This is a genomic window from Streptomyces sp. HUAS 15-9 (assembly GCF_025642155.1).
GTDB lineage: Bacteria > Actinomycetota > Actinomycetes > Streptomycetales > Streptomycetaceae > Streptomyces.
The window spans coordinates 210,667-237,132 of record NZ_CP106799.1; the positions used below are offsets into that span (position 1 = coordinate 210,667).

The window sequence follows — 26,466 nt, forward strand, 5'->3', positions numbered from 1 at the left end:
CGTCGCGCCCGCCGCCGGGCCGAGTGTCGAGCCGGCCCCAAAAGACGCGCGACGCCGTGGCGCCGAGTGCATGGGGGCGGCGAGCGCCTGACCGCCCAGACCGCTACAGGCCTCGGCGAGCACCTGCTCAAACAGAGCGGTACGACTGCGTTCCTACGGGCCTGCCGCACATGCGCCGCCACACGCGCTTACCCCGCGCTCCTCGATCACGGCACGGACTGTCGTCTCTGCACGACCAAGACCACGGCTGCGGAGTGCAGGATCGGCAGAGGCCTGTACCGGATCCGCCGTCGTGACGCCCGCCGGCGCGCACTTCGGGGCCACACCGGACGACCACGTCGAGGTGCCAGAGGCCGTCCGCCTGGTCGCCGAGCTGCTCGCGGCCTGATCGACCGCTCCCGACAGTGTGCCCCTGCACGTCCTCGCCGAGGACAACCTCGCCGCGGCGAGTTGGGGCATTCCAGGCTCCGCGTCCGCCTCACCTTCCGGCGGGTGTCATCTCTTCGTGGCGGCGGAAGAGCCTTCGGCGCCGCACGTACAGGGCGACGGCGAGGCTGAGCAGCGGGATGACGACGGCAGCGGCGATGTAGAAGCCGGGGGTGGCCCAGGCCGGCCCCGGCCACACGGACACAACGACGTGCGCCGCGTCATCAGCCGGCTCGGTGTCGCCGCTGGGGCGTTTCGGGTCGCTGTCCGAGACCGTGACCCGGCCGCTGCCGTCGGCGCTGTCCTTGTCGATGCGCAGAGTGAACGGGAACGTCGTCGTGGTCCCCACCGCTTTGACGCGCGCCGTGCACACGTACCGTCTGGCACTCGGCTGCCTGGCGGAGGCCTCCGCAAGTGGCGTGCCGTCGGTGGTGACGGCCCGGCAGTCCTGGTCGATCACCTCCTCGTCGCGTTCGAAGCTGTACGGCGACGCCATGACAGTGGTGCCCTCGGGCACCGCGAAGACGACCTTCACCGCTGCCGTCAGCGAACCGGGACCGTTGTTGCGCACGCCGATCCGCACGGTGGTGAGACTGCCGATGGGGCCGCGCGCGGTGTCGGCGACCGCGGCCAGCTCGCTCTGGTTGTGGACGGTCACGTGGAGAACCTGTGGATCGTCGTCGACTGTGCTCGTCGCACCGGCGTCGGCCTCGGAGGCCGGAACGAGATGCAGTGGAGGCCCGTTGCCGGGCCGGTACCTCGATGCGATCTCGGCCGGGGGCACGTAGTCGGTGCCGATGGCATCAGCACTGAAGTTGACGGTCGGATAGGTGGCATCCCGTGCGGTCCGCAAGTGCTCGCGGGCACCGAGGCCGTACGACCGGCCGGGCGGAATGACGACGTCGTCCGCGAGGAGCCGACACCACGCCGAAGTGCCGCCTCGATAGCGGCAGTTGCGGTGCCGGTCGGTCAGGGTGATGCCGTCGCGTGCTTCCATGCGCAGGGCCACCCCGCGGGCGGGCACGTCGCCGACGTTGCGTACGGTCAGCCGGACCGCCAGGCTCCCGCCAGGTTCCACCGGGCCCGGATCGGGGTGAAGCGTGACCCGGAGCTTCGGTCTGCCGACCACGATGAGGGAGTGGCCGCTGACGGGCGGCAGGCCGGGCGCGGTCACGCGGTAGCGCAGCACCGCGGAGTCGCCGGGCTTCGCGCCTTTCGCGGGACTCAGGTGGAAGGCCTGGATGCCCCCTCCGCCTGTCGGACCCGCCTGTGTGTCGCAGTGGTAGACGGGCAAGTGGACGACACATGCATCGAGCGCCTGCTTGACGGTGACGATGCCCTTCAGATCACCGGCGGCGAAGGTCACCCTCAGTCTGACCGTCGCTCGGCCGGCTCTCTCTTCGACCCGCAGGTCGGATACGGCCTGTTGTGGATCGCGGGAAACGTAGAAGACCGAGGGAACGACCAGCTTCACGTCGGCTGCCCCGCTTGAGGAGCATCCGGAGAGGACGGACGTCATGGCGGCCAGCGTGAGCAGTAGGCCGACGGCAGCCTTGCACACACGGATGACCGGGCTCGTTTCCCGACTCGAGCTCCTGCGGGGGTGACGGTCCCGCCGCAAAGTGTTCATGTGGCCACCCTGCCAAGTCGAGATCACGACCACGCCTCGCCACGGTCACGGGTGTCTTGATCGTCACCTGCCGCGTGCACTTTGCACTTGTCGGTGCAACGGACTCTGCGCGCGCCTTAGTTGCTGAGGAGGGGTTTCCGTCTTCCATTCAGCTGTGTCGGCGGTGCCTCGGCTGGATCCCTATGAGTCGCTCGCGACGGGCACCATGCCCGTGCTGCCGGGCAGCGGGCACGTCGCCGACACGACGCCGTACGAAGTGCTGGCGTGGGCGGCGATCGCGCTCGTGGCCGTGCGGATCGGCCGACCGGCGGCACGCGGTGGTGGCTCGCCGCGGGGGCGCTGGTCGGCCTCGGCGCGTGGGCCAGCTGGGCATGTCCTGTCTGGCGATGACGGCGCTGTGGGTGGCGGGCCTGTGGTTCCTGTGGCGGTGCCTGGTGACCGCGCACCCCACTGCCGGTGTCGATGCGCCACCACGGCCACCGCACCGACACCTCGTGCCACCTCACGCCTCGTTCGACCCTGGTTGGCGTGAAGGGGCAGGCGACCGACAGCACGTCACCGACCCGGAAGTCCTCCGCCTCGTACGTCATCGGGCCAGGCCAGAGGCCTGGCCCGATGACCGCAGGTGTCCCGGGTGTGGTCAACGGCCGGTCAGTAGTAGCGCAGCAGCGTCGGCTCGGCGTAGCGTGCGTAGGCATCCAGCACCGGTCGCTGGCGGCGCAACCGGGCCTTCTCGGCGCGGCGGATCGCACGCAGAGTCTCCAGCGCGTGGTCGAACTCGTCGTTGACGACGTGATAGTCGTGCTGGTCGACGAAGTTGAAGTCGCGCAGCGCCATCGTGTGCCGCAACTCCCGCTCCTCGGTGTTCTCGCTTCCGCGACCGGCCAGCCGCCGGTCCATGTGTTCCACACTGGGTGCCATCACGAAGACGCCGACCGTCTGCTCGGGGAAGCAGCGCTTGAGGTTCAGGTACCCCTCGGGGCAGTAGTCGAGGACCAGGTCCTGCCCGGCGGCAAGAGCCTTCTCCAGCGGGGTGCGGAGTGTTCCGTAGTACTCGTCGTAGGACGGATGGATCCACTGGGCGAACTCCCCGTCCCCGACCATCCTGAGGAACTCGTCACGGCTCACGTGGTCGTAGTGCTCCTCGCCCGCGCCGGGGCGCGGCTTGCGGGTCGTGACCGACCGGGCGTGGCCCAGTGCGGGGTCGGCCTGGACCAGGGCCTGGGCCAGCGAAGTCTTGCCCGTACCTGACGGGCCTGAGAGCACGAACAGCAGGCCCGAGGGCGCGGTGAGGAACGGTGTGTCGTCGATGGGCATGCGCGGGGATCACCTCGGGCTCGGAGACGGTGGCACTGAGGGTCCGGCCCCTGTCCTGGGCGGCTCGGAGCGAGCCGGCGGGGCCTGCGGACCGTGCGGCACCAGCGTAATTGGAACCTCGGGCAATGATTTTCCGTTTCCTGTAGTAGGAAACGATCGGGAGACGACACGTTGCGGGAACACATGCCGACCGAGGGCACATCGTTATTCGGCAGCAAACTGCGTGCCCACCGGACCGGCCAGAGAATGTCCTTACAGGTACTGGCGAATCTGGTCCATTACAGCAAGGGTCATCTGAGTAAAGTGGAGAACGGCGAGAAGCCCGCCTCCGCGCAGCTGGCACGCGGCTGCGACGAGGTTCTCGGCGCCGGCGGCGAGTTGCTGCTGGCCTACCGGGCCGGTCTGGGTGCGCCACGGGCGCAACCCCAGCGGCCCGCCCAACTGCCCATGGCCACAGCCCCTTTCATCGGCCGCACTGCTCAACTGGCCGCGCTGGACACCGCTTTCGACCGGTTGCGTACCAAGGGCAGCGAGGCGGCGGCCATCATCGTGGTGGACGGCATGGCAGGGGTGGGGAAGTCCGCCCTCATGCTCCAGTGGGCGCACCGCGTCGCCGAGCGGTTCTCCGGCGGGGGCCTCTTCTACGACCTGTGTCCCGGCGGCGTTCCGGCGGACTCCGGGCAGGTGCTCGCGGGCTTCCTGCAGGCTCTGGGGGTCAGGACGGAGGAGATTCCGCGGGGGACCGCCGAACGGGCCGCGCTCTATCGCACTTTGCTGGCGAAACGCCGGGTGCTCGTAGTGCTTGACAACGCTGTCTCCGCCGAACGGGTCCGTCCGCTGCTGCCCAGCGCGCCGGGCAGCCTGGTGCTGGTCGGCAGCCGGGACCGTCTGCCGGGCCTGGTCGCCAGGAACGGGGCCGCCCGGGTCACCCTGCAGCCGTTGTCCACGGACGAGTCCTGTGAGCTGTTGCGTCAGGTGACGGGGCAGCGGCAGCCGGGCGTGAGCCCAGTGACCGTGGCCGAGGTGGTGGGACGCTGCGGACACCTGCCGTTGGCGCTGCGGATAGCCGCCGAGAACATCCTGGCAGGAGACCAGGGCATCGCGTTCGCCGGCGACGATGCCGGCCTCGACCTGTTGTCCGCCGGCAACGACGAGGGGGCTTCGATCCGGGCGGCGTTCGAGCAGTCGTTCCGGACTCTGGACAACGAGTTCGCCCACGCTTTCCGGCTGCTCGGCAGGCACGCCGCGACCGGCGTTTCGCTGGCGGCGGCCGCTGTCCTGCTGGACACGGACGAGGCGACCGCCTGGCGCCGACTCGACGCCCTCTACCAGCTGCACCTGGTGGAGCAGCCCAGCCAGGGCCGCTACCGCGTGCACTGCCTTTTGCGGGCTTACGCGGCAGAGCTGGCCACCGCGGACCAGCAGCAGTGCGACGCCGGTTCCCGCCGGCTCCTGGAGTGGTACGGGCGGACCGCGCAGGAGGCGCTGCGCACCCTGCTGAGCGTCGAACGCGACGAGGCCCTGGCCAGGTCGGGCAACTTCCCGACCCTGGAGCACGCCTGGCAGTGGTGTCAGGCCGAGGAACTGAACCTGCACTTCGCCATCGCGCACGCCGGCCGCCTCAACATGGACGCCCTGTCCGTCGAACTCTCGGACGTTGCCGAGATCCTGAGCCTGCTGCGGTACGGCAGCTGCCGCGCGGCCGAACCGCTCGGCAGGGCTCGCCTCGGCTCGGGGAAAGAGCCGGTCGGCACCTGCTGACCGCGACGGCCGGAGCGGGACAGCCAAAAAGGTGTGCGCCACGGACGTTCGAGCGTCCGTGGCACACACCGTCAGCCAGGTCAGCGACCGACCTTGACCTTGTCCAGACGCGGGCGGAGACCCACCTTGTGGTTACGCATCTTTGAACACCTCCTTTCCGGGTGAGAGATCCGCCGGATTCCCCGGAACTTTCCGGGCGGCGTTCTCCTGACTCAGAGCCTTGCCGACGGGAATCCTGGCGGACAAGAGGTTTCTGAGAGAAGGAAACCAGGCAACGGATCACCCGGGCCGCACAGCGGTGGAATTACTGGCCCGGCATCCCGAAGTGTTGCCCGACCAGTGCCGGTGAAGGCTTTGTGCCTCGTTTTCGGCCGATGGGTTTCCCGTTCGACTGGGAAACGGGAAAACCCTTGAGCGGCCACTCCCGTGAAAACGATGCTTCAGGTAAGACCGCAGACGAAGGGACGGCTGGCCATGACCTCTCTTGCCACCCCGAGTGCGGGGCCGGCCTCCGCCCGGAACCCGCACACCGCGCGCAACGACCGCCGTACGGACCGGGACTTCCGGGTGCGAGACCTCTCGCTCGCGGCGCAGGGCCGTAGGGAGATACGCCTGGCGGAGCATGAGATGCCGGCCCTGATGGCGCTGCGCGCTCGTTACGCCGGGAGCGCTCCGCTGGCCGGTGCCCGGATCACCGGCACCCTCCACATGACCGTGCAGACGGCGGTGCTGATCGAGACGCTGGTCGAGCTCGGTGCCCAGATCCGCTGGGCGGGCTCCAACGTGCTGTCGACCCAGGACGCCGCGGCCGCCGCGGTGGCCGCGGGCCCGGGTGGCGACCAGCCCGGAGTCTGCGTGTTCGCCTGGAAGGGCCAGAGCCCGGACGAGTTCTGGTGGTGCGTCGATCAGGCGCTGAGCTGGCCGGACGGCGACGGCCCCAACATGCTTCTCGACGACGCGGCGTGCTGCACCCGGTTGCTGCACCGAGGTGCCGAGAGCGAACGGACCGGCACTCCGCCCGTCGCCGGCCCGGACGACGACGAGCTGGAAGCCGGGCTGCTGCGGCTGCTCGTGGCCAGGCGTGACGTCCCCGGCTACTGGAGCGGCCTCGCGGCGCGCGTGCGCGGAGTCACCGAGGAGACCACCACCGGTGCCCACCACGTGCGCAGTCTGGTGGACTCCGGTTCGCTCCTCTTCCCCGTGGTCAGCGTCAATGACTCGGTGACCAAGTCCAAGTTCGACAACATCTACGGCTGCCGACATTCCCTGGTGGACGGAATCAATCGGGCCACCGACGTCCTGATCGGCGGAAAGACCGCCGTGGTCTGCGGTTACGGGGACGTGGGCAAGGGATGTGCCGCCGCATTGCGCGGACAGGGCGCCCGCGTCATCGTCACCGAAATCGACCCGATCTGCGCGCTCCAGGCTGCCATGGACGGTTATCAGGTCGCCGCGCTGGACTCCGTGGTCGAAATCGCCGACATTGTCGTCACGGCGACGGGATGCCCTCAGGTCGTCACGGCCGAGCATCTCGTCCGGATGAAGCACCAGGCCGTCGTGGGCAACATGGGACACGCGGAGGGCGAGATCGACCTCGCCGGGCTCGCCGAAGTACCGGGAATCCAGCGGCAGACGGTCAGGCCTCAGGTCGACGAGTGGATGCGGTCCGACGGCCGCTCGCTCATCGTGCTGTCGGAGGGACGTCTGCTCAACCTGGGTAACGCCACCGGTCACCCGAGCTTCGTCATGTCCAGCTCGTTCGCCAACCAGGTGCTGGCTCAACTGGAGCTGTACCGCGGGGAGGACCGCTATCCGATCGGACTGCACACCCTGCCCAAGCAACTCGACGAGACGGTCGCCCGGCTCCACCTGGACGCGCTGGGCGTCGAGCTCACCTCGCTCACCGCCCGCCAGGCTTCCTACCTCCGCGTGCCGGTGGAGGGGCCGTACAAGCCCGCGTCGTACCGCTACTGACGGACCGCCGCCTGGCATTCGCCCCCTTCCGACGCTCTCCCAGGACCGAGGAACATGTCGCACACCGATGATCCGGCCGCACTCCTCGGCCTTGTCGCCACTCCCGGCGAAGGGTGGCTGGGGCCGGTTCGTGGCCATGACTCCTACGACGGCCGTGGGCTGGCCGAACGGGCGATGGCCTTTCGCACCCGCATGCTGCACGCGAGCGCTTTGCGCACCGGCTGGCGGCGCAGGCCGGCCGACACCGTCCTGTTCCGCCATCCGCCGCACGGGACGGCCGCTGGACTGCGGCTGTGGCTCGGTGACGAGTCGGGCCGGGTGTCCGCCCGCCCCCTCGGCCTGTCTCCCGGTTCGGGCGAGCCGTTCCAGCACACCGTGCCCGGCGGCCACTGGTTCGCCGTCGAGCTCACGGCCGGTGAACTGGGCCTCTGGAGCGAGGCCGTCGTACCGGGTGCCGAATTCGACCGGTCGACCGCGGACCCGGCGCAGGAGCCGCCCGGACTCCCGGCAGACCTCGATGCGCAGCCCGCCGACCGCACCGTGGCGCCCGCCGACCCCGGCGGGACGCCGACCGTGCGGGACGCGCTGAAGCTCACCAGCCACGTCGAGGGCGGCTACTACCGCCAGTACTACGAGTCCGCGACGTCGGTCCACACCTCACGAGGACCGCGTCCGACCGCCAACACCATCCACTACCTGCTCGACCAGGACTCTCCGGTCGGCCATCTGCACCTCAACACCGCGCACATCACGCATTTCCTGAACTCGGGCGGTCCCATCCGCTACCTGCTGCTCGCCCCCGACGGCGAGGTGCACGAGGTGACGATGGGCGACGACCTGGCGGCCGGACAGGTGCTGACCTTCACCTGCCCGGGCGGCTGGTGGAAGACCAGCCGGCTCGTCGACGGGGCCGGACACGGGCTGATCAGCGAGATGGTCGCACCCGGCTTCGACTTCCGGGACCAGGCCATCGCCCGGGCCGAGCAGATAGCCGGACAGTTCCCCGCGGCGTTCGAAGTGCTGCGCCCCTACATCAGCGGCTGACCGCCCCGATCACCGTCTCCGAGGAGTCTTCATGAGCACGCCCGACCGGTTCACCGTTTCCCGCCAGCTGCTCAGCCGCGCCGAGCGGGTGATCCCCGGCGGCGTCTGGGGCCACAACAAGTTCCCCTCCGTCCTGGACCCGGATCGGTACCCCTGGTTCGCCGAACGCGGAGAGGGCGCACGGCTGCGGGACGTCGACGGCACCTGGTACCTCGACTTCATGTGCGGCTACGGCACCATGGTCAACGGCTACGCGTGCCAGGAGGTCGACCAGGCCGTCATCGAGGAGGTCCGGCTCGGTGAGTGCCTGAGCCAGGCGACCGCCCGCTCGGTCGAGCTGGCCGAACTCCTGGTGGACACGGTGGACGGCGCCGCCTGGGCGGCCTGGGGCAAGAGCGGTTCGGACGCGACCTGGATCGCCCTGCTCACCGCCCGGGCCCACACCGGACGCAGCCTGGTGGCGTGCGTGGACGGCGCCTATCACGGCTCGCACGGCTGGTGCGCCTGGTGCAACCCCGGCGCCGGCCGTCAGCCGTCCGACTCCCACACGGTCGTCACGATGCGGTGGAACGACATCGACGACCTGAACCGGGTCTTCGCCACCCACGGGCCCGAGCTGGCCGCCGTGGCCATCACCCCCTTCCACCACCCGATCCCCGGAGCGGCCGTCCTGCCGGACCCGGCCTGGCTGCGCGCCCTGCGCGAGCACTGCGACCGGGCCGGGACCCTGCTGATCTCGGACGACGTCCGGGCCGGGTTCCGCCTCGACCTGCGCGGCTCGCACGCGGTGTTCGGCTACCGCCCGGACCTGGTCTGTTTCTCCAAGGCGCTCGCCAACGGCTGGCCCATCGCCGCCGTCACCGGCACCGAGGCGCTGCGCGAAGCGGCCGGCAACGTCTTCGCGGCCGGCACCTTCTGGAACGCGGGCTCGGCGATGGCGGGCGCGATCGCCAACCTGCGGACGATGCGGAAGGAAGACGCCATCGGCCGGATGCGGGCAAGCGGCGAGAAGCTGCAGACGGGACTGCACGCACTCGGCGAACTCCACGGCGTGCCGCTGCAGGTGACCGGGCCGGCCGCCATGCCCCACGTCACGGTGGACGGCGACGACGAGTACCTGTGGATGCGGCGCTTCGCGGTCAATCTGGTGGCCGAGGGCTGCTTCGTGCATCCGACGCACAACTGGTTCGTGTCGGCCGCCCACGGCGACGACGTCATCGAGGAGTTCCTGGCCTGTGCGGGACGTGCGATGGTGCGCACGCAGGAGGAGCTGGTCGGATCGTGACCCGGCTCACGATCTCGGGCGGGCTGGATCACGGGCGCCTGCTGCACTGGATCTCCGACTCGGCCGATGCTCTCCGCGTGACCGCGACGGGCCCGGCCGAAACAGTGGTCCAGTTCGACGGAAGCGGCCCCGATCTGGCGCTGGCCGTCCCCGCCCGGCTGCCGTGCGACGCGACCTGGTGGGCGGCGGCCACGCTCCGCCGCAGCCTGCGCCGGGTACCGGACGCCGACGCGTGTGCCTCCCCAGGGCTGGAATCCGTCCTGCTCAGCGGCCACTGGCGGCACCCCGACGCGGCGTCTGACCGGCCGGGGGCAGACGGCGTCCTCCTGTTCAAACCGGACATGGTGGTCACCGCCGAGACCCTGCGCGAGCTGGCGGACCGGCTGGCCGAATGCGGCTACCGTGCCGAGCGGGCCACAGTGCTGTCGGGACGGGAGATCGCCGACAGCGGGGTGGCGATGGCGCACTACCGTCCGCACACCGAGCTGGCGCGGCGCGGGTCGCTCACCGCGGAGGAGCGAATCGCGCTCCTGCGGGTCTACGACCGACCCGAGTTCACAGCCCGGTTCGGCGCACGCCCGCAGGACCTCGAAGTCGTACCCGCCTACCGGCTGCTCGCCGACGGAAGGATCACCGCGGAACGGCTGGAGAAGTGGAGCACCGCCTCCGCCGAGCTGCGCGGACTGGACAGCGGCGCGATCGACGGCCCCAACGAGATCGGCGACTGCCTCTTCGTCAACGTCCTGCAGGACCCCGGCTTCAACGAGGGCGAGCCGGTCATCGTGATGAATCCCCACATGCCCGGGGTGCTCGCGCAACTGGAGCAGCCGGAGATCAGCGTGGTGGCGGTCCTGGTGTCCGCCGCGGGCAAGCAGCCGCTGCCCTGGAAACGCATGCGTCAGGAGTTCTGCGGCATCACCGACCCCGCCCGGGCGCTTCCGGGCAGCCTGCGCGGTGACGCCCTGGTCGGGCTGTTTCCGCTGTGCGGCAGGGCCGGGGAGCCGGTACGGCGCACCAACAACGGGGTCCACCTGAGCAACGGCGTGATCGAAGTGATGCACGACGCGCTGACCTGGTTCGGCGTCCCACCGGAACAGACCTCCGCGGGGCGGCGGTTGGGGGAGGCCGGCGCGGATCCCGCCACGGCGCTGGTGCATCCGTTCCTCGAACTGACCGGCCGACGGCGCGCGGTGGCGAGCCTCACCGACGGCCTCGCGCCGGAACCAGCGGCCCGCGTCCTGCGCAACGGCCGGCCGTGCGAGGCCGACGACTTCCCGGGCTCCGCCGAGAGCGTACGGCGGATCGACGTGGCCAGGGGGCTCACCGACCGGCTCGGGCGCGTCCCAGGCACCGTCGCGGTGCTGGTCACCGGCTCGGTGGGGCGCAATCGCGCATGCCCCGACTCCGATCTCAACCTGCTTGTCGTGCACGGCAGCGAGCCGGTGACGGACGACCGGGGCCGGCCGCAGGACGTGCGCCAGGTGACGGACGGCATCGAGGTGCGCATCGAATACGTCTCGCTCGACGCGGCCGAGTCCCTGACCGCCGCCCTGGATCCGTCGACGCACCCGGCAGACGCCTTTCCCGCCGTGCTGCGCCGGCTCGCGCTCGCCGCGCGGTTCGGCGGCCTGCCCCTGCTGGACGAACAGGGCCGGGCGGGCCGGCTGGCCGACCGTGCCGCACGGCAGTCGGTGCCACCCGCACTGCTGGCCGGTCGACTGGACCGGGTGCTGCACCTGGTGCGGGGACCGGGGGCCCACGGCCGACCGGGCTGGGAGGCGGTCCGAACGGCCGCCTTCGAACTGGCCGTGGCGGCGCTGGCCGCCCGGCCGGCACGGTTCCAGAGGCCCAAGTGGGTCCCCGCGGACCTTCGGACGATCGGTCGGCCAGACCTGTGGGAGGTGCTGCGCGAGGCATGGCAGGTGGCGGAGACCGGCGAGGCCCAGGTGCGGGAGAGGCTGCGGGAGGCGGCGGCCTCACCCGCGTGCGACCACCGGACCCTTGCCGACGCCCGCGCGCTGCTCGCCGCCGGCCGACTGGTGGACGCCCACTTCTGTGCTCGCTTCGCCACCCGCGCCGCGCTCACCCGGCAGGACCTCGCACAGGCAACGGACGCGCCCCCCGCGGCGCTCGCCGAGCGACTCGGGGAGCTGGCCGAACAGGAACTTCACCGCTCGGTGGCCTGACTCCCACCCCATACCCAAGGAACCCGATGACCTCCACCGATCAGATACATCTGGTCCACGCGCTCGACGAACGGCTGCGGACGACGAGCATCTGCCTCGCCGTGGCGTACGGAGCACGCCACGATCCCACCGGCCACGGCGGCCTGGCCCATGTCCTCGAACACCTGCTGATGTCGGCCCCCGTCGGTGACGTCGGGCCGCTCGTCCAGCACATCGAGAGCCTGGGCGGCAGCGCCAACGCCGAGACCGGCCTGGAACACATGCTCTTCTACGCCCAGGTCGCCGCCGAGGACGCGGACGAGGTCGCCGGGCTCCTGTTGCGCAGCCTCCTCAGCCCCGCTCTGGATCCGGGCACACTGGACGCCGAGCGCTCGGCGGTGCTGCAGGAACTCGCCGCCGCCGAGGCCGACCCCGCGGACGTCGTCCAGGACGCGTTCCTCGGCGCGATCTTCGCCGACCACCCCCTCGGCCGTCCGGTCGGCGGAACCGTGCCCGAGATCACCGCTCTCGATCTCGACACGGTCGTACGAGGCCACCGCGAACGGTTCGTGACCGCCCCCATGGCACTGGCCGTGATCGGGCCCAGGCTGCCACGGCCACTCGCGGGCCTGCCGACGGAACGCCGTGCCGCCCTCGCACCACCCGCCCCGGTGCCGCTCGGCGCGGTCCGCGCCGGCCGGCCGGCCTGGCCCGACACGTTCGGCTGGGTGGCCGTCGGCGGCCGCTCGCAGGGCCTGGCCGACACCAACCGCCACCGGTACGCCGTGCTGGCCAACCTGCTCGGCGGCAGCGCCTACTCGGTGCTGTACCAGGAGCTGCGGATCGCGGCCGGTCTGGCCTACTCGTTCCAGGCATGGGACCGCGGCTACACCGAAGCCGGAGCCTGGCGGGTGATGATCGGTGTGGAGAGCGGGAACGGTCCCAAGGCGGTGGACATCGTCACCCGCGAACTGTCCCGGCTGGCGGACGAAGGACCGACCGACCACCATCTGCTGGCGGCGCTGAGGCACGCCAGGACGAGCCTGATCCTGGACACGGAGACGCCGCTGGAGCACGCCCGGCTCCTCGCCTCCCGCGCCCTGCGCCACCCGGCCCGCTGGGACATCAACCGGGAGCTGGCCGAGATCGCCGCCGTGTCCGCCACCGACGTGCGGCGGGCCGCCGCCGAGCTGCTGACGGATCCCGTCACCGTCGTCCGCCCGGAGGCCAGGTGAAGACCGCCGCGCCCGCCTGCGAGCGCTACCTCGCCGAAGCCGCCGCCGCCGGACTGGTGGAGCAGGCCCGGGGCCACCGGTACGTCGTCGGCGTACACGAAGACCCGCTGTCGAACGAGCGCCGGCTTCTCGTCGAGTACTGCGACGAGGAACTGCTGACCGACCTGGCCTGGCTGACGCGGCTCGTCGAGCAGGCCCGCGCCCTGGAACCCGCGGTGGCGGCCGTGGTCGTCCGCGCGCCGGGGACCGTCCGGCTGGATGACCCCTGGCAGCGCACCATCAGCTACGTGATCCACCCGGCCGACTCGGCCGACGCCGCTTCCGGTGCCCCGGCCGTCCCCGGCGTCACGGTCAGCCCCGCCGAGACGGCCCAGGACGAGGACCGGATCACTGAATGGCTGGCCCGGGCCATGGTCGACGGCAGCGCCGACCACGGTCATACCGCCGACCCGGCCACCGCCGTCCCGCTCGCCCGGGAGTGCCTGAGCGATCCCGACCGCTTCTCCTACCTGGCGCGGCTGGGCGGCACCGCGGTCGGCCATGCCACCCTGCTGTGCGCCGCACAGGACGAGGTCACCGGCCGGCGGGCCGTGGAACTGGTCGACATCCTGGTCGAGCTCGCGGACAGGCCCCGCCGTGGCGCCGTGGCCGCCGCGCTCACCTCGGCAGCCCTCGCCCACGCCCACCGCCTCGACCTCCCCCTGCTCGGCCACGTCGTCCACCCCTCGGCGCAGTCCGCCGCGGATCACGGCGACCGCATCGTGGCCGCACTGCTCACCCAGGGCTGGAACCTCGACCACGTCTTCTGGCGACGGTCGCTCCACCCCTCACGATGAACGGCGCCTGATATGGACCTGGCCCTGCTGTACGACGTACTGGACGTGCCCGAGGAGAATGGCCCCGGCCACCTGCTCTTCGAGGCCCGCAAACGGCACTACACGCTCCCGTACCTGGTGCTCTCCGTCCTTGCCCGGGACGGCGTACCGATGAGCACCGCCGCCCGGGGCGAACTCGACCGCGCGCGGCGGCGCGCGGACTACTACCGGGCTGCACTCGCCCGCGTCGCCGCCGAGGAGCCCCTCCAGGTCCTGAAGGGGCCGCTGCTGGCCCGGAGTTATCCCGAGGACGTGCTGCGCCCGCAGGGTGACCTGGATCTGGTCACCGCCGACGAGGAGACGCTGTGGCGGGTGGTCCGGCTGCTGCTGGCCGAGCGGCCGGAGCACGTGGGCGTCTCAGTGCTGGGCGCGCCGACCCGCCATGTGGTGGTGACACTGAGCCGCCCGGCCGAGGATCCGCTGCTCGATCCGCACCTGCGCTTCGAGGTCGCCACCGCCGCGCTGGTCGGAGACTTCGAAGCCGTGCCGATCAGGACCGCCATGCCGGACGATCCGCTGACGGCCAATCTGCTGGCCCTGGCCGAGGAGCGGTTCCAGCGCCCCTTCCATCCGCGGGACGCCCTGGACATCCACCAGCTCGGCCGGTTCGATCGGCCGAGCATTACCGAACTCGTGGCCACCGTGGCCGAGTACCACCTGGCCCCCGAGCTGACGGAGCTGCTGGAGTTCGCCGGCCGACTGGTCCCGCTGGGCGTGCTCGCCCCGCTCGCCGAGGCACTCGAGACGACGGCCGCCGCGGAGCGGGAACGCCGCGCCACCGCCCCGGCGGCCCCGTCCCCGCCGACCGGAGCCACCGCGGCCCTGGACGACGGCCGCCCCCTGTACGGCATGCAGCTGCGCCGCCACGACGACCACGCCCACTGGCCGCTCGCCCGCGTCCACCGGTTCGGGGCCGACGCGCTGCTCCTGACACCTGTGGGCGACTACCTGCTGGTCACGGGCGAGATCGTGGAGCGCGACCGATACGAGGCCGCACTGCGCGAGCTCGATCGGATCACGGAGGAACCGGCATGACCGCGGTACGCACCCGCGCCCTGGCCCGACAGTACGGCGGCGGCCGGAAAGGCGCCCCGGTCCACGCGCTGCGTGAGGTGGAGCTGACCGTCGAACCCGGCGAGGTCTACGGCCTGTTGGGACCGAACGGCGCAGGGAAGACGACCCTGTGCCGCATCCTGTCCACCATCCTGCTGCCCACCTCGGGCACCGCCGAGGTGATGGGACTGGACGTGGTCCGGGACGCCCAACGCGTCAAGCGGTCCATCGGCATCGTCTTCGGCGGCGAGCGCGGTCTGTACGGCCGGCTGACGGTGCGGGAGAACATCCGGTTCTGGGCGGCGCTCTACGGCCTGCACGGCACCGCTCTGCGCCGGCGCTCGGACGCGCTCCTGGAACGGATGGGCCTCACCGAGCGGGCCGGTGACCGCGTCGACGCCCTGTCCCGGGGCATGAAACAGCGCCTGCACCTGGCCCGGGGACTCGTCGCCGATCCGCCCGTGCTCATCCTCGACGAGCCCACGGTCGGGATGGACCCGGTCGCCGCACATGACTTCCGCGCCCTGATCGGCGAGCTTCGCCAGGACCGGCGCACCGTGCTGCTGACCACACACGACATGGCCGAGGCCGCGGCGGTCTGCGACCGGGTCTCACTCGTGGACCACGGCCGGGTCATCGCCACCAAGGCGCCCGCGGAGATCGGCGAGCTCGTCACACGCTACGAGCGGGTGGAGGCGCAGGGGGCGACCGACGAGGTCGCCGTCGCCGTCCGCCGCGTACCGGGCGTCGTCGCCACCCGGGCGATCGGCCCGGACCGGCTGCGGATTGAGACCGAGGACACCGCGGCGACCCGCGCGGTGCTGCGGCACCTGGTCGACGCCGGAATCACCGACCTCACCACCGGTCGGCCCACCCTGGAGGAGGTCTACCTTCACCTCGTCGGCGACCGAGGCATGGCGGTGCGCACGTGAGGCTCTTCGTCACGGCCGTGCGCTGGCAGCTCCTGCTGGCCAGGAACTCACCCGACACACTCCAGGTCTGTCTGACGGCGCCGCTCCTCACCATCGTCTTCCTCGCCGTCAGCGAGAGCTCCGGACGCACGGACCTGTCCGCCTACGGGGTCGTGGCCCCCACCCTGATGTCCCTCTGGCTCCTCTCGCTGTACACCGCGGGCGAACTGATCGCCGAGGAGCGGGCACTCGGCACGCTGGAGGGCATGGTGGCCACCCCGGCCCCGCTCGGAGTCGTGGTGCTCGGCCGGCTGAGCGCGATCACCGCGGTGGGACTGGTGGCCTTCGCCGAGTCCTGGCTCACGGCCGGGCTGGTCTTCGGTCGCTGGCTGGCCCTGCCGCATCCGGCCGCCGCACTGGCCTGCCTGCTGGCCACCGGGGCGAGCACGGCCGCCACCGCGTCCGTGCTGTCGCCCCTGTTCGTCCTGATGCCGTCCGCCCGGACCGTGCAGAACACACTCAGCTACCCGTTCTACCTGCTCAGCGGCGTCCTCGTGCCGGTCTCCCACTTCCCCGGCTGGCTGCGGCCCATGGCCAGGATCATCTTCCTGTCCTGGTCCTCGGACCTGCTGCGGGACAGCCTGGCGCCGACACCGCTCCCGTCCGTCCTGCCGCGACTCACCGCGATCCTCCTCCTCGGCGCGGCCGGCGGCCTGCTCGGCCTGGCACTGCTCCGCCGGGTTCTCACCGCGGTGCGCCGCCACGGCACCCTCTCCCAGGTATGAGGTCCAGCATGTCCGTCCAGCAACTGCGGATCATCGGCTACAGCGCGGCCAACGCCTACGCCGACCTGCGGGCCATCTACACCTGGAAGACCTGGACGGTCGGCTGGCTGGGCCGGATGCTGGCCCAGGTGACGTTCTTCAGCATGCTGGGCCGCCTGGTCGGCGGCTCGAACGGCACCACCTACCTGGTGGTCGGCAACGCGCTGATGACCTGTGTCATCGAGTCCCTTTCGGTCGTGGCCTCCTCCAGCTGGGAGCGGGCCGCGGGCACGCTGGGGCTGCTCGCCGCCTCGGGCACACGGCTCACCTGGGTCTTCGTCGGCCGGAGCCTGCAGTGGCCGGTCAGCGGCACCGGAACCTCGCTGGTCGCGCTCTTCGCGCTGGGCCCGGTGTTCGGCCTGCGGTGGCAACCGGGGCAGATCCTGCCTGCCGTCGCCCTGGTCCTGCTGACGGCGCTCACCACGTACTTCGTCGGCCTGTTGCTGGCCGCGCTGGTACTCAACACCAGTCGGGTGCGCAACGTCGTGTCCAACGTCGCGTACCTGGTCATGATGGCTGTGTGCGGGGTTCAGGCGCCGGTCGGCTACTGGCCGCGCTGGGTACGGTGGTTCGCCGACACGCTGCCGCTCACCCACCTGCTCGCCGCGCTGCGCGCCCTGGTCGACGGGCGGGGCCTGGCGGTCGTGACCGCGCATGCGGGCATCGGCCTCGGTGTCGGCCTGCTCTGGCTGGCCGGCGCGCACTGGGCGTTCACCGCGCTGCTGGTACGGGGCCGACGGGCGGGGACGATCGAGTTCTCATCTTGAGGTCGTCCCTGTCCCGGCTGCCGTCGTGACGATCCGAGGGTGGGGTCTGTCCAGCCGCTGACGAGACACTCCCACGCTCCGCCAAGTGCGTCAGGGCCCAGCGGTCCCATGCCTGGCTGGGGCGGCGCGGGGTCAGTGAAGACCGGCAGCCGAGGTCCGCCAGCTGTGGCCGTCGGTCCGCTGTCAGGCCAGCTGGGGGGAGCGGGGGACGCCCTGGTCTGGGGTAATACCAAGAGGTGGAGGGAGCGGTGTGGCCCGCATGCTCCTCCAGCCGTAGCCATCACGGAAGCGGGGTCACAACCTCCCAAAGCGGCGGCGCTCGCCACTTGGGATGCTCAGTCGAAGGGGTCAGATCCGGCGTGCGTCGAGCTCGGGCCGTCTGTGGCTCGCGTTGGTACTCCTGGGCCAGGTTCCGTGGGGTCGGGGTTTCGCAGGGTGGGCCGGGACCAGGGCGCGTCGGCGCTTGCGGATTCCGGCTGTAGCCCGAGCTCGCGGAGCTGGTTGACCGCCATCATGGCGGTGAACATCGCATTCGGGTTGGCGCCCCCGCATCCCAGATCGGGGATGGTTTCCGCGTAGCGGCTGGTGAAGGCGCTCGGCCGGACCTGCCTGCTCTCCCTGGTCAGCCTGAGTGCCGCCGCCTGCAGGGCGGTGGCCTGTTCCAGTAGCCCGTCCTGGTGGGACACCACCTCAGCGCCGCGGCGCACGGTGAAGGTGTGTCCGTCGGTGAGGAATGCTGCGTCTCCCTCTTCGAAGAGCAGGGAGACGGCGCCGAGCGCGGTCTGGATCTTGAGCTGGTCGGCATCGACCATCGCACCGCAGGGTCCGTTGCCCTCGTCGGACAGGTGAAGGACGCCGCAGTCGCTCAGGTGCATGATCACATGCCCGGCGCAGTGGCCCTGGCTGCGCAGCACGCGGACCGCGCCGTCGGCGAAGGTCCAGCCGGTGAACCGGAGCGAGCCGATCCGAATCCGCTCCAGCGGATTCGGATCGGCTCGCTCCTCGTAGGTGCGGGTCGTCGCGCCGAAGGGCCGCAAGGGCTGGAAGAGCGACACCACCTTGTTCCCGGCCAGAGCGGGCGGCGCGGGAAGCGGCGCCAGCCCCGCGATGCGGTCGAAGGACCGCACCCAGTACAGCGCCGGGTTCCGCATCTGGTCGAGGTCAAGGGCGGGGACGTAGTGCTCGACCGGTACACCCAGCTCGTCGGCCAGGTCGTTGTTGCCGACGTGGTCTGGATGGCCGTGCGTGGTCAGCACCAGTGCCCGGGACCAGTACCCGAGCCGGTCGGCCGCCTCCCGCAGTGCCACACGGAAGGCCTCCGTGGCGCCGGTGTCGACAATCACCAGGGTGTCACCGACCCGGTGCAGGAGGGCGTTGGCGACGTCCGGCTGGTCGTGTTCGACATGCAGTTCCTGCCCGAGGACCAGCACGGTCTGGTCGTCGATCTCGATGAGGTCACCGAGCGCGGTCATGGATCCTCCCGCGGTCTCGTCCGGGTCCGGCTCGCCCGGGCCGCGAGAGGCAGGCGACGAGCACGAGGTGCCCGAGGAGTGATGGGTGAGGGTGGACGCTGCAGGCCGACCGTCCTCGCTGGGCCCTGCCGCCCACGTCAACGGTGGCGATCACGAGTCCCCTGCCGACGAGCGTACGCCGCACCACGCGTGGTGCCCCTGGGGAGATGCGGCCGGGGTCCTCGCGCTCACGGTGCCAATCCGATGCTCACGTGCCGACCGAAGCGCTCAGTCTCGATCTCGAATTCGCCACCCCACGATATTCTACCGGCGGTAGAATCAGTTCCATGAGCAAGCCGACGAGCATCAAGACGAGCGAGGAAGTGCGTGATCGGCTGCGCATCCTCGCTGCCGAGCGCGGCACCACCATCACAGAGCTACTGGAAGAGCTCGCCGCCCGCGAACTCACAGAAGCCGAGCGGGAGCAGCGGGCTGCTGAGGCCGCCCGCGAACTCGGCATCGAGTACACCGAGCAGGTCCAGCGGGCCGGCCAGGACGCCTGGGCGAAGATCCGCGCCCATCAGGGCGGCGCCGCCGCATGAACCTGACGGCCGTCCTGGACCATACAGCTCTGGCCGCCTTGTACCGTGCGGATCCCTTTTTCACCGGCCTCTACGTCGAGGCCTCGCGCGGCACCGGCCGGGTCATCATCCCATCGCTGTCCACGCTGGCTGCCGAGCGGCAGATCGCTGGCGCAGGCAAGCACGCGGCGTCCCTGCGGTTCGCGGAATACGTGCCGTTCACCGCAGCCCACGCAGTGGACGCCATGGACTGGAGAAACGTGGACTGGCCGGTTGCTCACGCGGCGGCGATCGCCTGGCAGGCGGTGAAGGCGGGGGAACCACTCACGGTGCTGTCGCTGGAGCCCGAGCTGTATACGGGCACCGGCATCACTCCGCTGAACCCCACCTGACCTTCGGCCGGCGAGTCTGCCGCCAGACCGACTACGTGATTGCAGCCGCCGGCGGCGCCTGACCACCCTGCCCGATCGGCGCCTGATGCGGTGGGGTTGCCCCGGAGCGGCCCGGAGACGGTGACCTGGTGGTCACGTGCGGCTTGTTCCAGGTGGGGCAGGGAGGCGTAGCCGCTGTCGACCAGATGCTCGGCGGGCAGCAGGCCGCGGTGGTGCAGGCGGGTGTGGATGCCGGGAAGGACCTTGCTGTCGTGGGTGGTGGACGCGGTGGTGGCCACGTCCGTGATCACGTTGGGGCCGTCAGGAGCGCACGTCTCCGTCAGATGGGCGGAGAACCCCTTCCAGCTGATGATGTGCCCATGGCGGGCGTAGCGGGCCGAGGTGTCGTAGGGGGAGACGATCGCCCGGGACGAAGGCGGTAGCCCGGGTCCGTCTTCGGTCTCGGCGGTGCGCCGGCGCAGGCGGCCCGCGGCGTCGCGGTGATAGTTCTGCACGATGATCTGGCGCAGGGCCTGGACACGAGGGCCCGACGCACGGTCCGCTCCGTGCCGGTAGAGGTGTTCCAGGAGCCGGACGGCGTCGTCACCGGTGGCGAGAATCCTGGTCTTGGGCTTGGTGGGGTTCTTGCCCAGGCGGACCGGGCGGCCGTAGCGGCGCCCCCAGTCCTCGTCAACCAGTTCGTCCAGCAGGTGCGGGGCGGTGCCGGCCACTTCCTCCAGCGCGGCACGAACCGCCTCGGTCACCGTCTCCAGCCGGGTCAGGTCGCGGACCGCGGCTAGGACATGGGTGGAGTCGGTGCGCTGTGTGGTGCGCTCCCGCAGTGGTGCGCTCCCGCACCAGACCGGCCTCCTTGAGGCGGGCCAGTGCGAGATCGAGGAGGCGGTCGGCGCGCTTGCCCTCGGTGAGACGGCCGCGGAAGTCGGCCAGCACACTGTGATGGAAGCCAGGATCGTCCAGCTCCATGGCCATCGCGTACTTGAAGTCGATGCGGCAGCGCACCGCCTCGGCGGCCTGCCGGTCCGACAGACCGAGCACGAACTGCAGCACACAGACGGTGGCCAGCTGGGCAGGCGAGAGACCCGGACGCCCGTCCCGCGGATACCAGTCGACGAAGTCCTCGTCACGCCACAGCCCGTCCAGGCGGTCTCTCACCCACATCGCCGCCGTACCACCCGGGTTGTTCGCCCGCGCGATCTGCGCGGTCAGAAGCGGGACTTGCTCACCGGAACGAGAACGGAGCGACAACAGACACCTCGACAACTGCATGGGCTCTCAGAACACCCCGAGCATGCCCACCGATCAGGCCGACGCACCGGGAAACTCCAAGATCCCCGACAGAGTCAAGCTCACCCGCCGGCAGTACCGTGTGCCCGTCCGTCAGGCGCGGCCGACAGGAAGAGTCCCCACGACCGGGCCCCAAATGCCAGTCGTCTCCTGGACGCGTCCTTCGTATCGTGGACCAGGACATCACGCCCGGTCCATGCCACCTCGACACACTGATCGCCTTGCATGTCGCTGTAGGAAGACTTCCGCCACGACCACGAAGGACCCATGCACGCGCCTAACTCTCACAGCCGCCGCGCGGCACCGTGCACCGGCCACTCACAACGAAAGGACCGATTTGTCGGCTTCGAGTAGGTGTGAGCGTACCTGCTGCGGGACCTCATGCTCCCCACACAAACACTCTCGCCACACGAGCTCCAACGGCAGAAACCCCGTGCAGCGCTGAGAGGTTAACCCGTCACACCGAGCGCCGTGCGGCCAACACCAAATCTCGTCCCACACCTGCACCCCAGCCCCACCAGCCCGCTGTGTCATCCATCCCATGCCTCTGGTACCGCCCCCGTGTCAGGGCGCGCCGCGGATGCGTGGACGAGTGGTCCCGGTTCCGCTGTGCGGTAGCCGTCGGCGGCTTCCTCCCTTTGCCCCTTCTCGTACCGCGCTGCCTTCAGGCGGAGTTCAGGCGGCGGCGGGACCGGGCCCGTAGAAGAAGCGCCGCACCCACTGCTGAGGCGAGGAGCACGCCGCCCACGCTCCAGGCCACCAGCGCGGTCCGGGACGACCGGGAGGTGGGGGGTGCCGCCTGTGTGGAGCAGGCGCCCGCTCGTGGGGCGGGGGAGACGCGCAGCCGGGCCCACGCTCTGTCAGGGCCGTCCTGGCCGACGTCGTGCCGGTAGACGACGTAGAGCCCGGGCGTGGCGTCGCACTTGAGGGTGGTCGTGGCGGTCAGGACGGCTTTGGCGCCGCGCAGGGTGGGCCGGTCGGTGAAGGCACGCGAAGTGAGGGTGATGTACCCGTCCTTGCCCTCGTCGTCGTTGTCGGTGATCGTGATGCGGCTGCCGGCCCGGAAGGTCCGTACGTCCCACTCCGACTGGGGCCACGTGTCGTTGGCCGCCCAGCGTTCCTCGCGGTCCGGCGGGGGCATGTTCTTGACCTTGTCGCGGCACGCGCGGCGTGCGTCCTCGTCGGCCGGTTCGACCTGCACCCGCGCCCATGGAGCCGGATGACCCGCCGGGCCCTCGGCGTTGGCGCCGTACAGCACGACCGGATAGGTGCCGGGGCGGGCGTCGCAGGCGATGGTGACGGTGGTGGTCAGCAGCGGGTCCATCATGCGCAGCTTGCCTGCCGCGATGAACACGGATGAGTGGACGATGTCGCCGTACGCGGCCTGTCCGTCCTTGGCGATGGCCGTCAGGGTGTCGCCGGGATGCACCGACCGGACACTGCGCAGGGGCAGCGTCGGCGACGACGAGGAGGCCGAGGCCGGCCCGGCCGCCAGGAGGGGCAGCAGAAGCGGGAGCGCCGCCCAGGTCGCTGTACGGAGTCGGTGCATCGCCTCGCCTGTCTAATATTTAACGATATGTCAAGAATTACTCGGTAGTATGCTACCGACCTCCATGTCGAACTGCCGTGTGATTCCGGGGAGTTCGGTATCGCATGCCGTTCGGCCTCCTCCAAGATGGAAAGACTCCTCGTTGCGTTCCAGATACAGATGGATTCCGGCCCTCGCGCTCGGCCTGTGCGCGGGCATACTCGCCACCTGCCCGGCGTCCGCCGCGACCGGCACGCCACTGCCGTCGGCTTCCGCCACAAAGACCCAGGGGACCTCGCAGTTGCCGGCCCCCTCGGCGTCGTCGACGGTCGCGGGGGCCGTCGAGCCGACCGCCTCGCCCTCCCCGTCGGCACCGTCCACGCAGCCCGCCGAACCGACCACCTCACCCACCCCCGCGGACGGCCCGAGCCTCAGTGAGGAGGAGAAGTACTGGACGGCTGACCGCATGGACGACGCGGTCCCGGTCGACGCCACTATGGCCCCGGCTCCGGCCGGAGCCGCACGGCACAGCCTGACCGGCGCGGCCGCCGCGCACCGGCCACCGCCGTCCGGCACGCCCGATCCCGAGCACTTCGGCGGCCACCCGATGGTGGGGACGTTCTTCTTCGACGGCACGCCGCTGGGCGGCCCGAGCACGTACTGCACGGGCAGCGTCGTGCACACGGCCGCCAAGGACATCGTGCTGACCGCCGGACACTGCGGAGTCGGCCTGAGCGGGGCCAGACACGGCATCTTCGTACCCCAGTACCGCAGCGGCAAGTCCGCCGCCGACCAGCCGCACGGCGTCTTCCCGGTCGCCCAGGTGTACTTGGACCCGCGTTACAGGAAGAACACCAAGGCGCCCACCTCCGACCTCGACCTGGCCTTTGCCCAGGTCGGCTCCAACAGCCGGGGCAAGGTGGAGGACGTGACGGGAGCTCTGACGTTCACGCCCACCACCAGCTACACCCACAAGGTCACCGTCATCGGGTATCCCAGCACCGACAGCGTCAACCCCAAGCACGAGCCGGTCCGCTGTCCCGTCAGCACCTCCCAGCTGCCGGGCTTCCGGCAGATGCGCATGACCTGCAAGGGCTTCTACGGCGGTGTCTCCGGCGGCCCGTGGATCGAGGACTACAACAGCACCACCGGCACCGGCAAGGTCATCGGCAACACGGGCGGATACAACGGCGGCGGCAACGACGCCAACGACGACTGGGTGACGTACGCGCCGGTCTACGGCAAGGACGCCCAGGACCTGTTCAACGACGCCGCCGCCCACCGGAAGCCGAGTGACAAGCCGCCCTACCAGCCGTCGACGGACCCATGGCTGCCCGGCACGGCGCCCACCTGGCAGCACGCCAAGCTGCTGGCTTCGGGCGACTTCCGCCAGACCGGCCACAGCGACATGATCGTGGTCTGGACCGACGGCGAGGTCACGCTCTACCCCGGCAACGGACACGGCGGATACGACACCGAACGGCAACTGCTGGCCGCCAACGGCACATGGACCCACGCGGCGACCGTCACCGCCGGCGACTTCACCGGCTCCAACCAGTTCGACCTGCTCGTGCGCTGGTCCGACGGCGAGGTCACCCTCTACGGCGACGTCGGCTCCAAGGGCCTGAACTGGGCGGGCACCCAGATGATCAAACCCAACGACACCTGGAAGAACGCGATCCAGATCGCGGCGGGCCGCTTCAACGCCTCCCAGTACGTCACCGACCTGATCGTCCGCTGGGTCGACGGCGAGCTGACCCTCTACACCGACGTCAGCGCCGGCACCTTCGGCCAGGAACACAAGCTCAAGTCGCCCAACGACACCTGGAAGGACGCCACACTCCTCACCAGCGGCGAGTTCTCCGGCAACCAGAAGTGGGACCTCATGGTGCGCTGGACCGACGGCGAGCTCGACAACTACGTCGGTACGACCACGTCGGGCCTCGGCACCGAGCAGCGCATCCTGAACCCCAACAAGACCTGGACCCACGACGCGGCCATGACCACCGGGGACTACACCGGCAACAACCGCACCGACGACCTCGTCATCCGCTGGTCCGACGGCGAGACCACGATCTACACCGACACCGGCACCAACCACCTCGGAACCGAGCACATGCTCGTCGCCCCAACCTCCTGAACCCACCGAACCCGCCCGGCCGGCCACGGAACACCCCGTGCGCCGGCCGACGGGCGCGAGCGGGCCCGCAAAGGCGGTGAGCCGGGCGCCGAGCGCGGCAAGGACGACGTCACCGGCCGCGCGCCCGAGGCGGTCGTTGATGGCCTTGAAGTGGTCGGCGTCGACCAGGACCACGTTCGTGTCGTCGCCGTGGCGGGCCGGATAGGCGTCGCGGCGCAGCAGACCGGCCAGAGGGGTCCTTGGGGCTGCTTCGAACTGGCGGCAGACGCGAACGGCCGCCCCGCGCCTGGTGAGCGGGCGCAGGGGCGGCTGCCTTTGTCAGCTCAGATCGTCGCGAAGTCGTTGCTCTTCGTTGTGTCGAGGATGCCGTTCTTGGTCTTGAGGGTGATCGTGAATTGGTACACGTCTCCCTCGGGGAAGTCGCTGGCGTTCACGGTGATGACGCGGCGCAGCAGGTAGCCGTCGTTCTTTGTGGGGGTGGCGGACCACCCGAAGCTGCCATCGGCCACCCTCTCCGCCAGCCGTTGCCGCGCGAACGCCGTGACACCGCCCGACGTTGACGCCGCACTGAGGTACAACGTGTATGCCATCTCCGCGTCTCCGACGGCGTCCCCCGCTTCCCCTTCGATGATGAGGTCGAAGTTCGCCTGCTGGATCCCGGCGACCTCGTTCGGGCTTGTGTCCTGGGTGCCTCCGCCCGTAACTGCGGTGAAGGCCCGGACTAACTGCAAGCCGTTGGTCTGCATGATCGTTTTCCCCTCCCTGCCGACCGCGCGCCCGTCACGTCACGGCTTCGGCAATCGCATGCGGCAGTATCTCCCCGGAGGGAGGCAGACCGGATGCGGTCGACCGGGCCTGGATGGAGGGGAGTGGGGCACTCCACGGTCCGGTGTGGTGCGCCCGCGTGAGGTTGGGGGGTCTCACTACCCTGTCGAGTGCATGGGGCCTTGACACGTACGGGCACGCGCCGAGCGCCGGTGGTGGTGCAAAGGCGGCGCGAGGCCGAGTAACTCGAAGGCACCGCCGTCGCAGCGGTGGGAACCGGGGAAGTCCGGCGGGCACTGCTTCCAGGGTGTGCAGCAGGAGGCAGGCGGAGTAACGGCGCTTGCACTGGGAGATGGCTGTGGGAGCGGTTCTTCAGTTTGTGGTTGGGGCTGTTGGCGCAGACGCCGACGCCGTGGGGAGCGAGCCGAGCAGTGCGGCGGTGCACTCCTCGGCGAGGTTCTCGGCATGAGCGGGGAGGGGGTCGCCGGCCCGGAGGTGGCGGCGGACCAGTGAGAGGGGCAGGTCGACCACGGCGAGCGTGACTCGCTCGGTGGCCTGCTGGCCTTCGGCGCCCAGGGCGGTGGCGAGGGAGGCGAGGGAGGCGCGTACGCGCTGGTTGCCGCGGTCCGCCCGCTGGCGATGTTCCTCGGGCCAGTCGGCGCGCCCGAAGTCCTCGGCGCCGTAGAGGAGGAGAGCGGCCTCCTGCGGGTGGGCGCGGCTCCAGGCGACGACATGGCGTGCCGCCGCACACCCCGCCTGCCGTGCGTCGGTACCTGCTTCGAGGGCCCTGAAGTAGCCCTCCTGGAAGCTCTCTACGGTCCGCAGCCACACCTCGGCGAGCAGCGTGGCCCGTCCGGCCAACCGGTGGTAGACGGAACCGCTCGGGGCGCCCACCTCTGTGGCGACCGCGGACATTGTCACCGCGGCCGGGCCCCCTGCGGCGGCCAGTCGTACGGCGGCGTCGAGGAGCTGCTTCACATCGAAGCGGGGTGGTCGTGCCATGAACTGGAGAGTACTCTCCATAATATTAGAGATACATCTCTAAAAAGAATCCGAGG

23 protein-coding genes and 1 pseudogene are annotated in these 26,466 nt (G+C 70.6%); 14 read left to right on the plus strand and 10 right to left on the minus strand.

All coding sequences use genetic code 11. From position 1 onward, the window contains the following. Positions 1-478 precede the first annotated feature (478 nt). Both N8I87_RS43240 and N8I87_RS43245 read right to left on the minus strand, forming a co-directional pair. Positions 479-1,945, minus strand: a complete 1,467-nt coding sequence (locus N8I87_RS43240) for a COG1361 family protein (protein WP_263217342.1) — start codon at positions 1,943-1,945, stop codon at positions 479-481. A gap of 762 nt (positions 1,946-2,707) precedes the next feature. Further along, the gene (locus tag N8I87_RS43245) at positions 2,708-3,373 is read right to left on the minus strand and encodes a guanylate kinase (RefSeq protein WP_263217344.1); all 666 of its coding nucleotides are present in this window, start codon (positions 3,371-3,373) and stop codon (positions 2,708-2,710) included. Between the two features lie 183 nt (positions 3,374-3,556). Between N8I87_RS43245 and N8I87_RS43250 the strand changes: the two genes are divergently transcribed. The 11 genes from N8I87_RS43250 (at position 3,557) to N8I87_RS43300 (ending at position 17,267) form a co-directional block, all read left to right on the plus strand. Beyond that, positions 3,557-5,134: a helix-turn-helix domain-containing protein gene (locus tag N8I87_RS43250; protein WP_263217345.1), complete on the plus strand. Its 1,578-nt coding sequence runs from the start codon at positions 3,557-3,559 to the stop codon at positions 5,132-5,134. A 474-nt stretch (positions 5,135-5,608) separates the two neighbouring features. Next, a complete protein-coding gene (gene ahcY, locus N8I87_RS43255) occupies positions 5,609-7,108 on the plus strand; it encodes an adenosylhomocysteinase (RefSeq protein ID WP_263217346.1) in 1,500 nt (499 codons plus the stop codon). 54 nt (positions 7,109-7,162) lie between these two features. After that, entirely contained in the window at positions 7,163-8,152 is a 990-nt protein-coding gene (locus N8I87_RS43260; RefSeq protein WP_263217348.1) for a cupin domain-containing protein, read from the plus strand. Between the two features lie 31 nt (positions 8,153-8,183). Further along, entirely contained in the window at positions 8,184-9,437 is a 1,254-nt protein-coding gene (locus N8I87_RS43265; protein WP_263217349.1) for an aminotransferase class III-fold pyridoxal phosphate-dependent enzyme, read from the plus strand. Next, positions 9,434-11,623: a hypothetical protein gene (locus tag N8I87_RS43270; RefSeq protein ID WP_263217350.1), complete on the plus strand. Its 2,190-nt coding sequence runs from the start codon at positions 9,434-9,436 to the stop codon at positions 11,621-11,623. Before N8I87_RS43265 ends, N8I87_RS43270 begins: the two co-directional genes overlap by 4 nt. Before the next feature lie 26 nt (positions 11,624-11,649). Beyond that, positions 11,650-12,837 (plus strand): M16 family metallopeptidase, encoded by a 1,188-nt coding sequence (locus tag N8I87_RS43275; protein WP_263217352.1) that lies wholly within the window; start codon positions 11,650-11,652, stop codon positions 12,835-12,837. Beyond that, positions 12,834-13,673, plus strand: coding sequence for a hypothetical protein (locus N8I87_RS43280; protein WP_263217353.1), 840 nt, complete (start codon positions 12,834-12,836; stop codon positions 13,671-13,673). Before N8I87_RS43275 ends, N8I87_RS43280 begins: the two co-directional genes overlap by 4 nt. A gap of 12 nt (positions 13,674-13,685) precedes the next feature. Beyond that, on the plus strand, positions 13,686-14,747 hold the full coding sequence (locus N8I87_RS43285) for a nucleotidyltransferase family protein (protein WP_263217354.1): 1,062 nt from the start codon (positions 13,686-13,688) through the stop codon (positions 14,745-14,747). Further along, positions 14,744-15,697, plus strand: coding sequence for an ABC transporter ATP-binding protein (locus tag N8I87_RS43290; protein ID WP_263217357.1), 954 nt, complete (start codon positions 14,744-14,746; stop codon positions 15,695-15,697). The genes N8I87_RS43285 and N8I87_RS43290 overlap by 4 nt, the downstream gene beginning before the upstream one ends. Further along, positions 15,694-16,461, plus strand: a complete 768-nt coding sequence (locus tag N8I87_RS43295) for an ABC transporter permease (protein WP_263217360.1) — start codon at positions 15,694-15,696, stop codon at positions 16,459-16,461. The genes N8I87_RS43290 and N8I87_RS43295 overlap by 4 nt, the downstream gene beginning before the upstream one ends. Positions 16,462-16,469: 8 nt before the next feature. Further along, complete coding sequence (locus tag N8I87_RS43300) at positions 16,470-17,267, plus strand: ABC transporter permease (protein ID WP_263217361.1); 798 nt, start codon at positions 16,470-16,472, stop codon at positions 17,265-17,267. A 335-nt stretch (positions 17,268-17,602) separates the two neighbouring features. Here the strand turns inward: N8I87_RS43300 and N8I87_RS43305 are convergent, their stop codons facing one another. Then, positions 17,603-18,739 (minus strand): MBL fold metallo-hydrolase, encoded by a 1,137-nt coding sequence (locus tag N8I87_RS43305; protein WP_263217362.1) that lies wholly within the window; start codon positions 18,737-18,739, stop codon positions 17,603-17,605. 206 nt (positions 18,740-18,945) lie between these two features. Here N8I87_RS43305 and N8I87_RS43310 point away from each other — a divergent pair, with 206 nt between their 5' ends. After that, complete coding sequence (locus N8I87_RS43310; protein ID WP_491743953.1) at positions 18,946-19,320, plus strand: ribbon-helix-helix protein; 375 nt, start codon at positions 18,946-18,948, stop codon at positions 19,318-19,320. Beyond that, positions 19,317-19,691: a PIN domain-containing protein gene (locus tag N8I87_RS43315; RefSeq protein ID WP_263217366.1), complete on the plus strand. Its 375-nt coding sequence runs from the start codon at positions 19,317-19,319 to the stop codon at positions 19,689-19,691. Before N8I87_RS43310 ends, N8I87_RS43315 begins: the two co-directional genes overlap by 4 nt. Here N8I87_RS43315 and N8I87_RS43320 read toward each other — a convergent pair. The 4 genes from N8I87_RS43320 to N8I87_RS43335 all read right to left on the minus strand — a co-directional run bounded on the left by N8I87_RS43320 (position 19,577) and on the right by N8I87_RS43335 (position 22,524). Beyond that, entirely contained in the window at positions 19,577-20,434 is an 858-nt protein-coding gene (locus tag N8I87_RS43320; RefSeq protein WP_263217367.1) for a hypothetical protein, read from the minus strand. The two genes, N8I87_RS43315 and N8I87_RS43320, sit on opposite strands and share 115 nt — an antisense overlap. Continuing rightward, the gene (locus tag N8I87_RS43325; RefSeq protein ID WP_263217368.1) at positions 20,361-20,936 is read right to left on the minus strand and encodes a transposase; all 576 of its coding nucleotides are present in this window, start codon (positions 20,934-20,936) and stop codon (positions 20,361-20,363) included. Before N8I87_RS43325 ends, N8I87_RS43320 begins: the two co-directional genes overlap by 74 nt. 101 nt (positions 20,937-21,037) lie before the next feature. Next, a complete protein-coding gene (locus N8I87_RS43330) occupies positions 21,038-21,244 on the minus strand; it encodes a DUF397 domain-containing protein (RefSeq protein WP_263217369.1) in 207 nt (68 codons plus the stop codon). 395 nt (positions 21,245-21,639) lie between these two features. After that, positions 21,640-22,524, minus strand: a complete 885-nt coding sequence (locus N8I87_RS43335; RefSeq protein WP_263217370.1) for a hypothetical protein — start codon at positions 22,522-22,524, stop codon at positions 21,640-21,642. Positions 22,525-22,666: 142 nt separating this feature from the next. On the opposite strand from N8I87_RS43335, the gene N8I87_RS43340 reads away from it, so the two are divergent. Then, positions 22,667-24,643 carry a trypsin-like serine peptidase gene (locus N8I87_RS43340; protein ID WP_263217372.1) on the plus strand — a complete coding sequence of 659 codons (1,977 nt, stop codon included), beginning with the start codon at positions 22,667-22,669 and terminating at the stop codon, positions 24,641-24,643. A gap of 60 nt (positions 24,644-24,703) precedes the next feature. On the opposite strand, the pseudogene N8I87_RS44695 reads toward N8I87_RS43340, so the two are convergent. From N8I87_RS44695 to N8I87_RS43355, 3 genes and pseudogenes are all read right to left on the minus strand, one after another. After that, positions 24,704-24,946 (minus strand): annotated as a pseudogene (locus N8I87_RS44695) (diguanylate cyclase); the annotation flags it as partial. A 20-nt stretch (positions 24,947-24,966) separates the two neighbouring features. Next, positions 24,967-25,389 (minus strand): hypothetical protein, encoded by a 423-nt coding sequence (locus tag N8I87_RS43350; RefSeq protein WP_263217374.1) that lies wholly within the window; start codon positions 25,387-25,389, stop codon positions 24,967-24,969. A gap of 391 nt (positions 25,390-25,780) precedes the next feature. Beyond that, on the minus strand, positions 25,781-26,410 hold the full coding sequence (locus N8I87_RS43355; RefSeq protein ID WP_263217376.1) for a TetR/AcrR family transcriptional regulator: 630 nt from the start codon (positions 26,408-26,410) through the stop codon (positions 25,781-25,783). Positions 26,411-26,466: the final 56 nt, after the last annotated feature.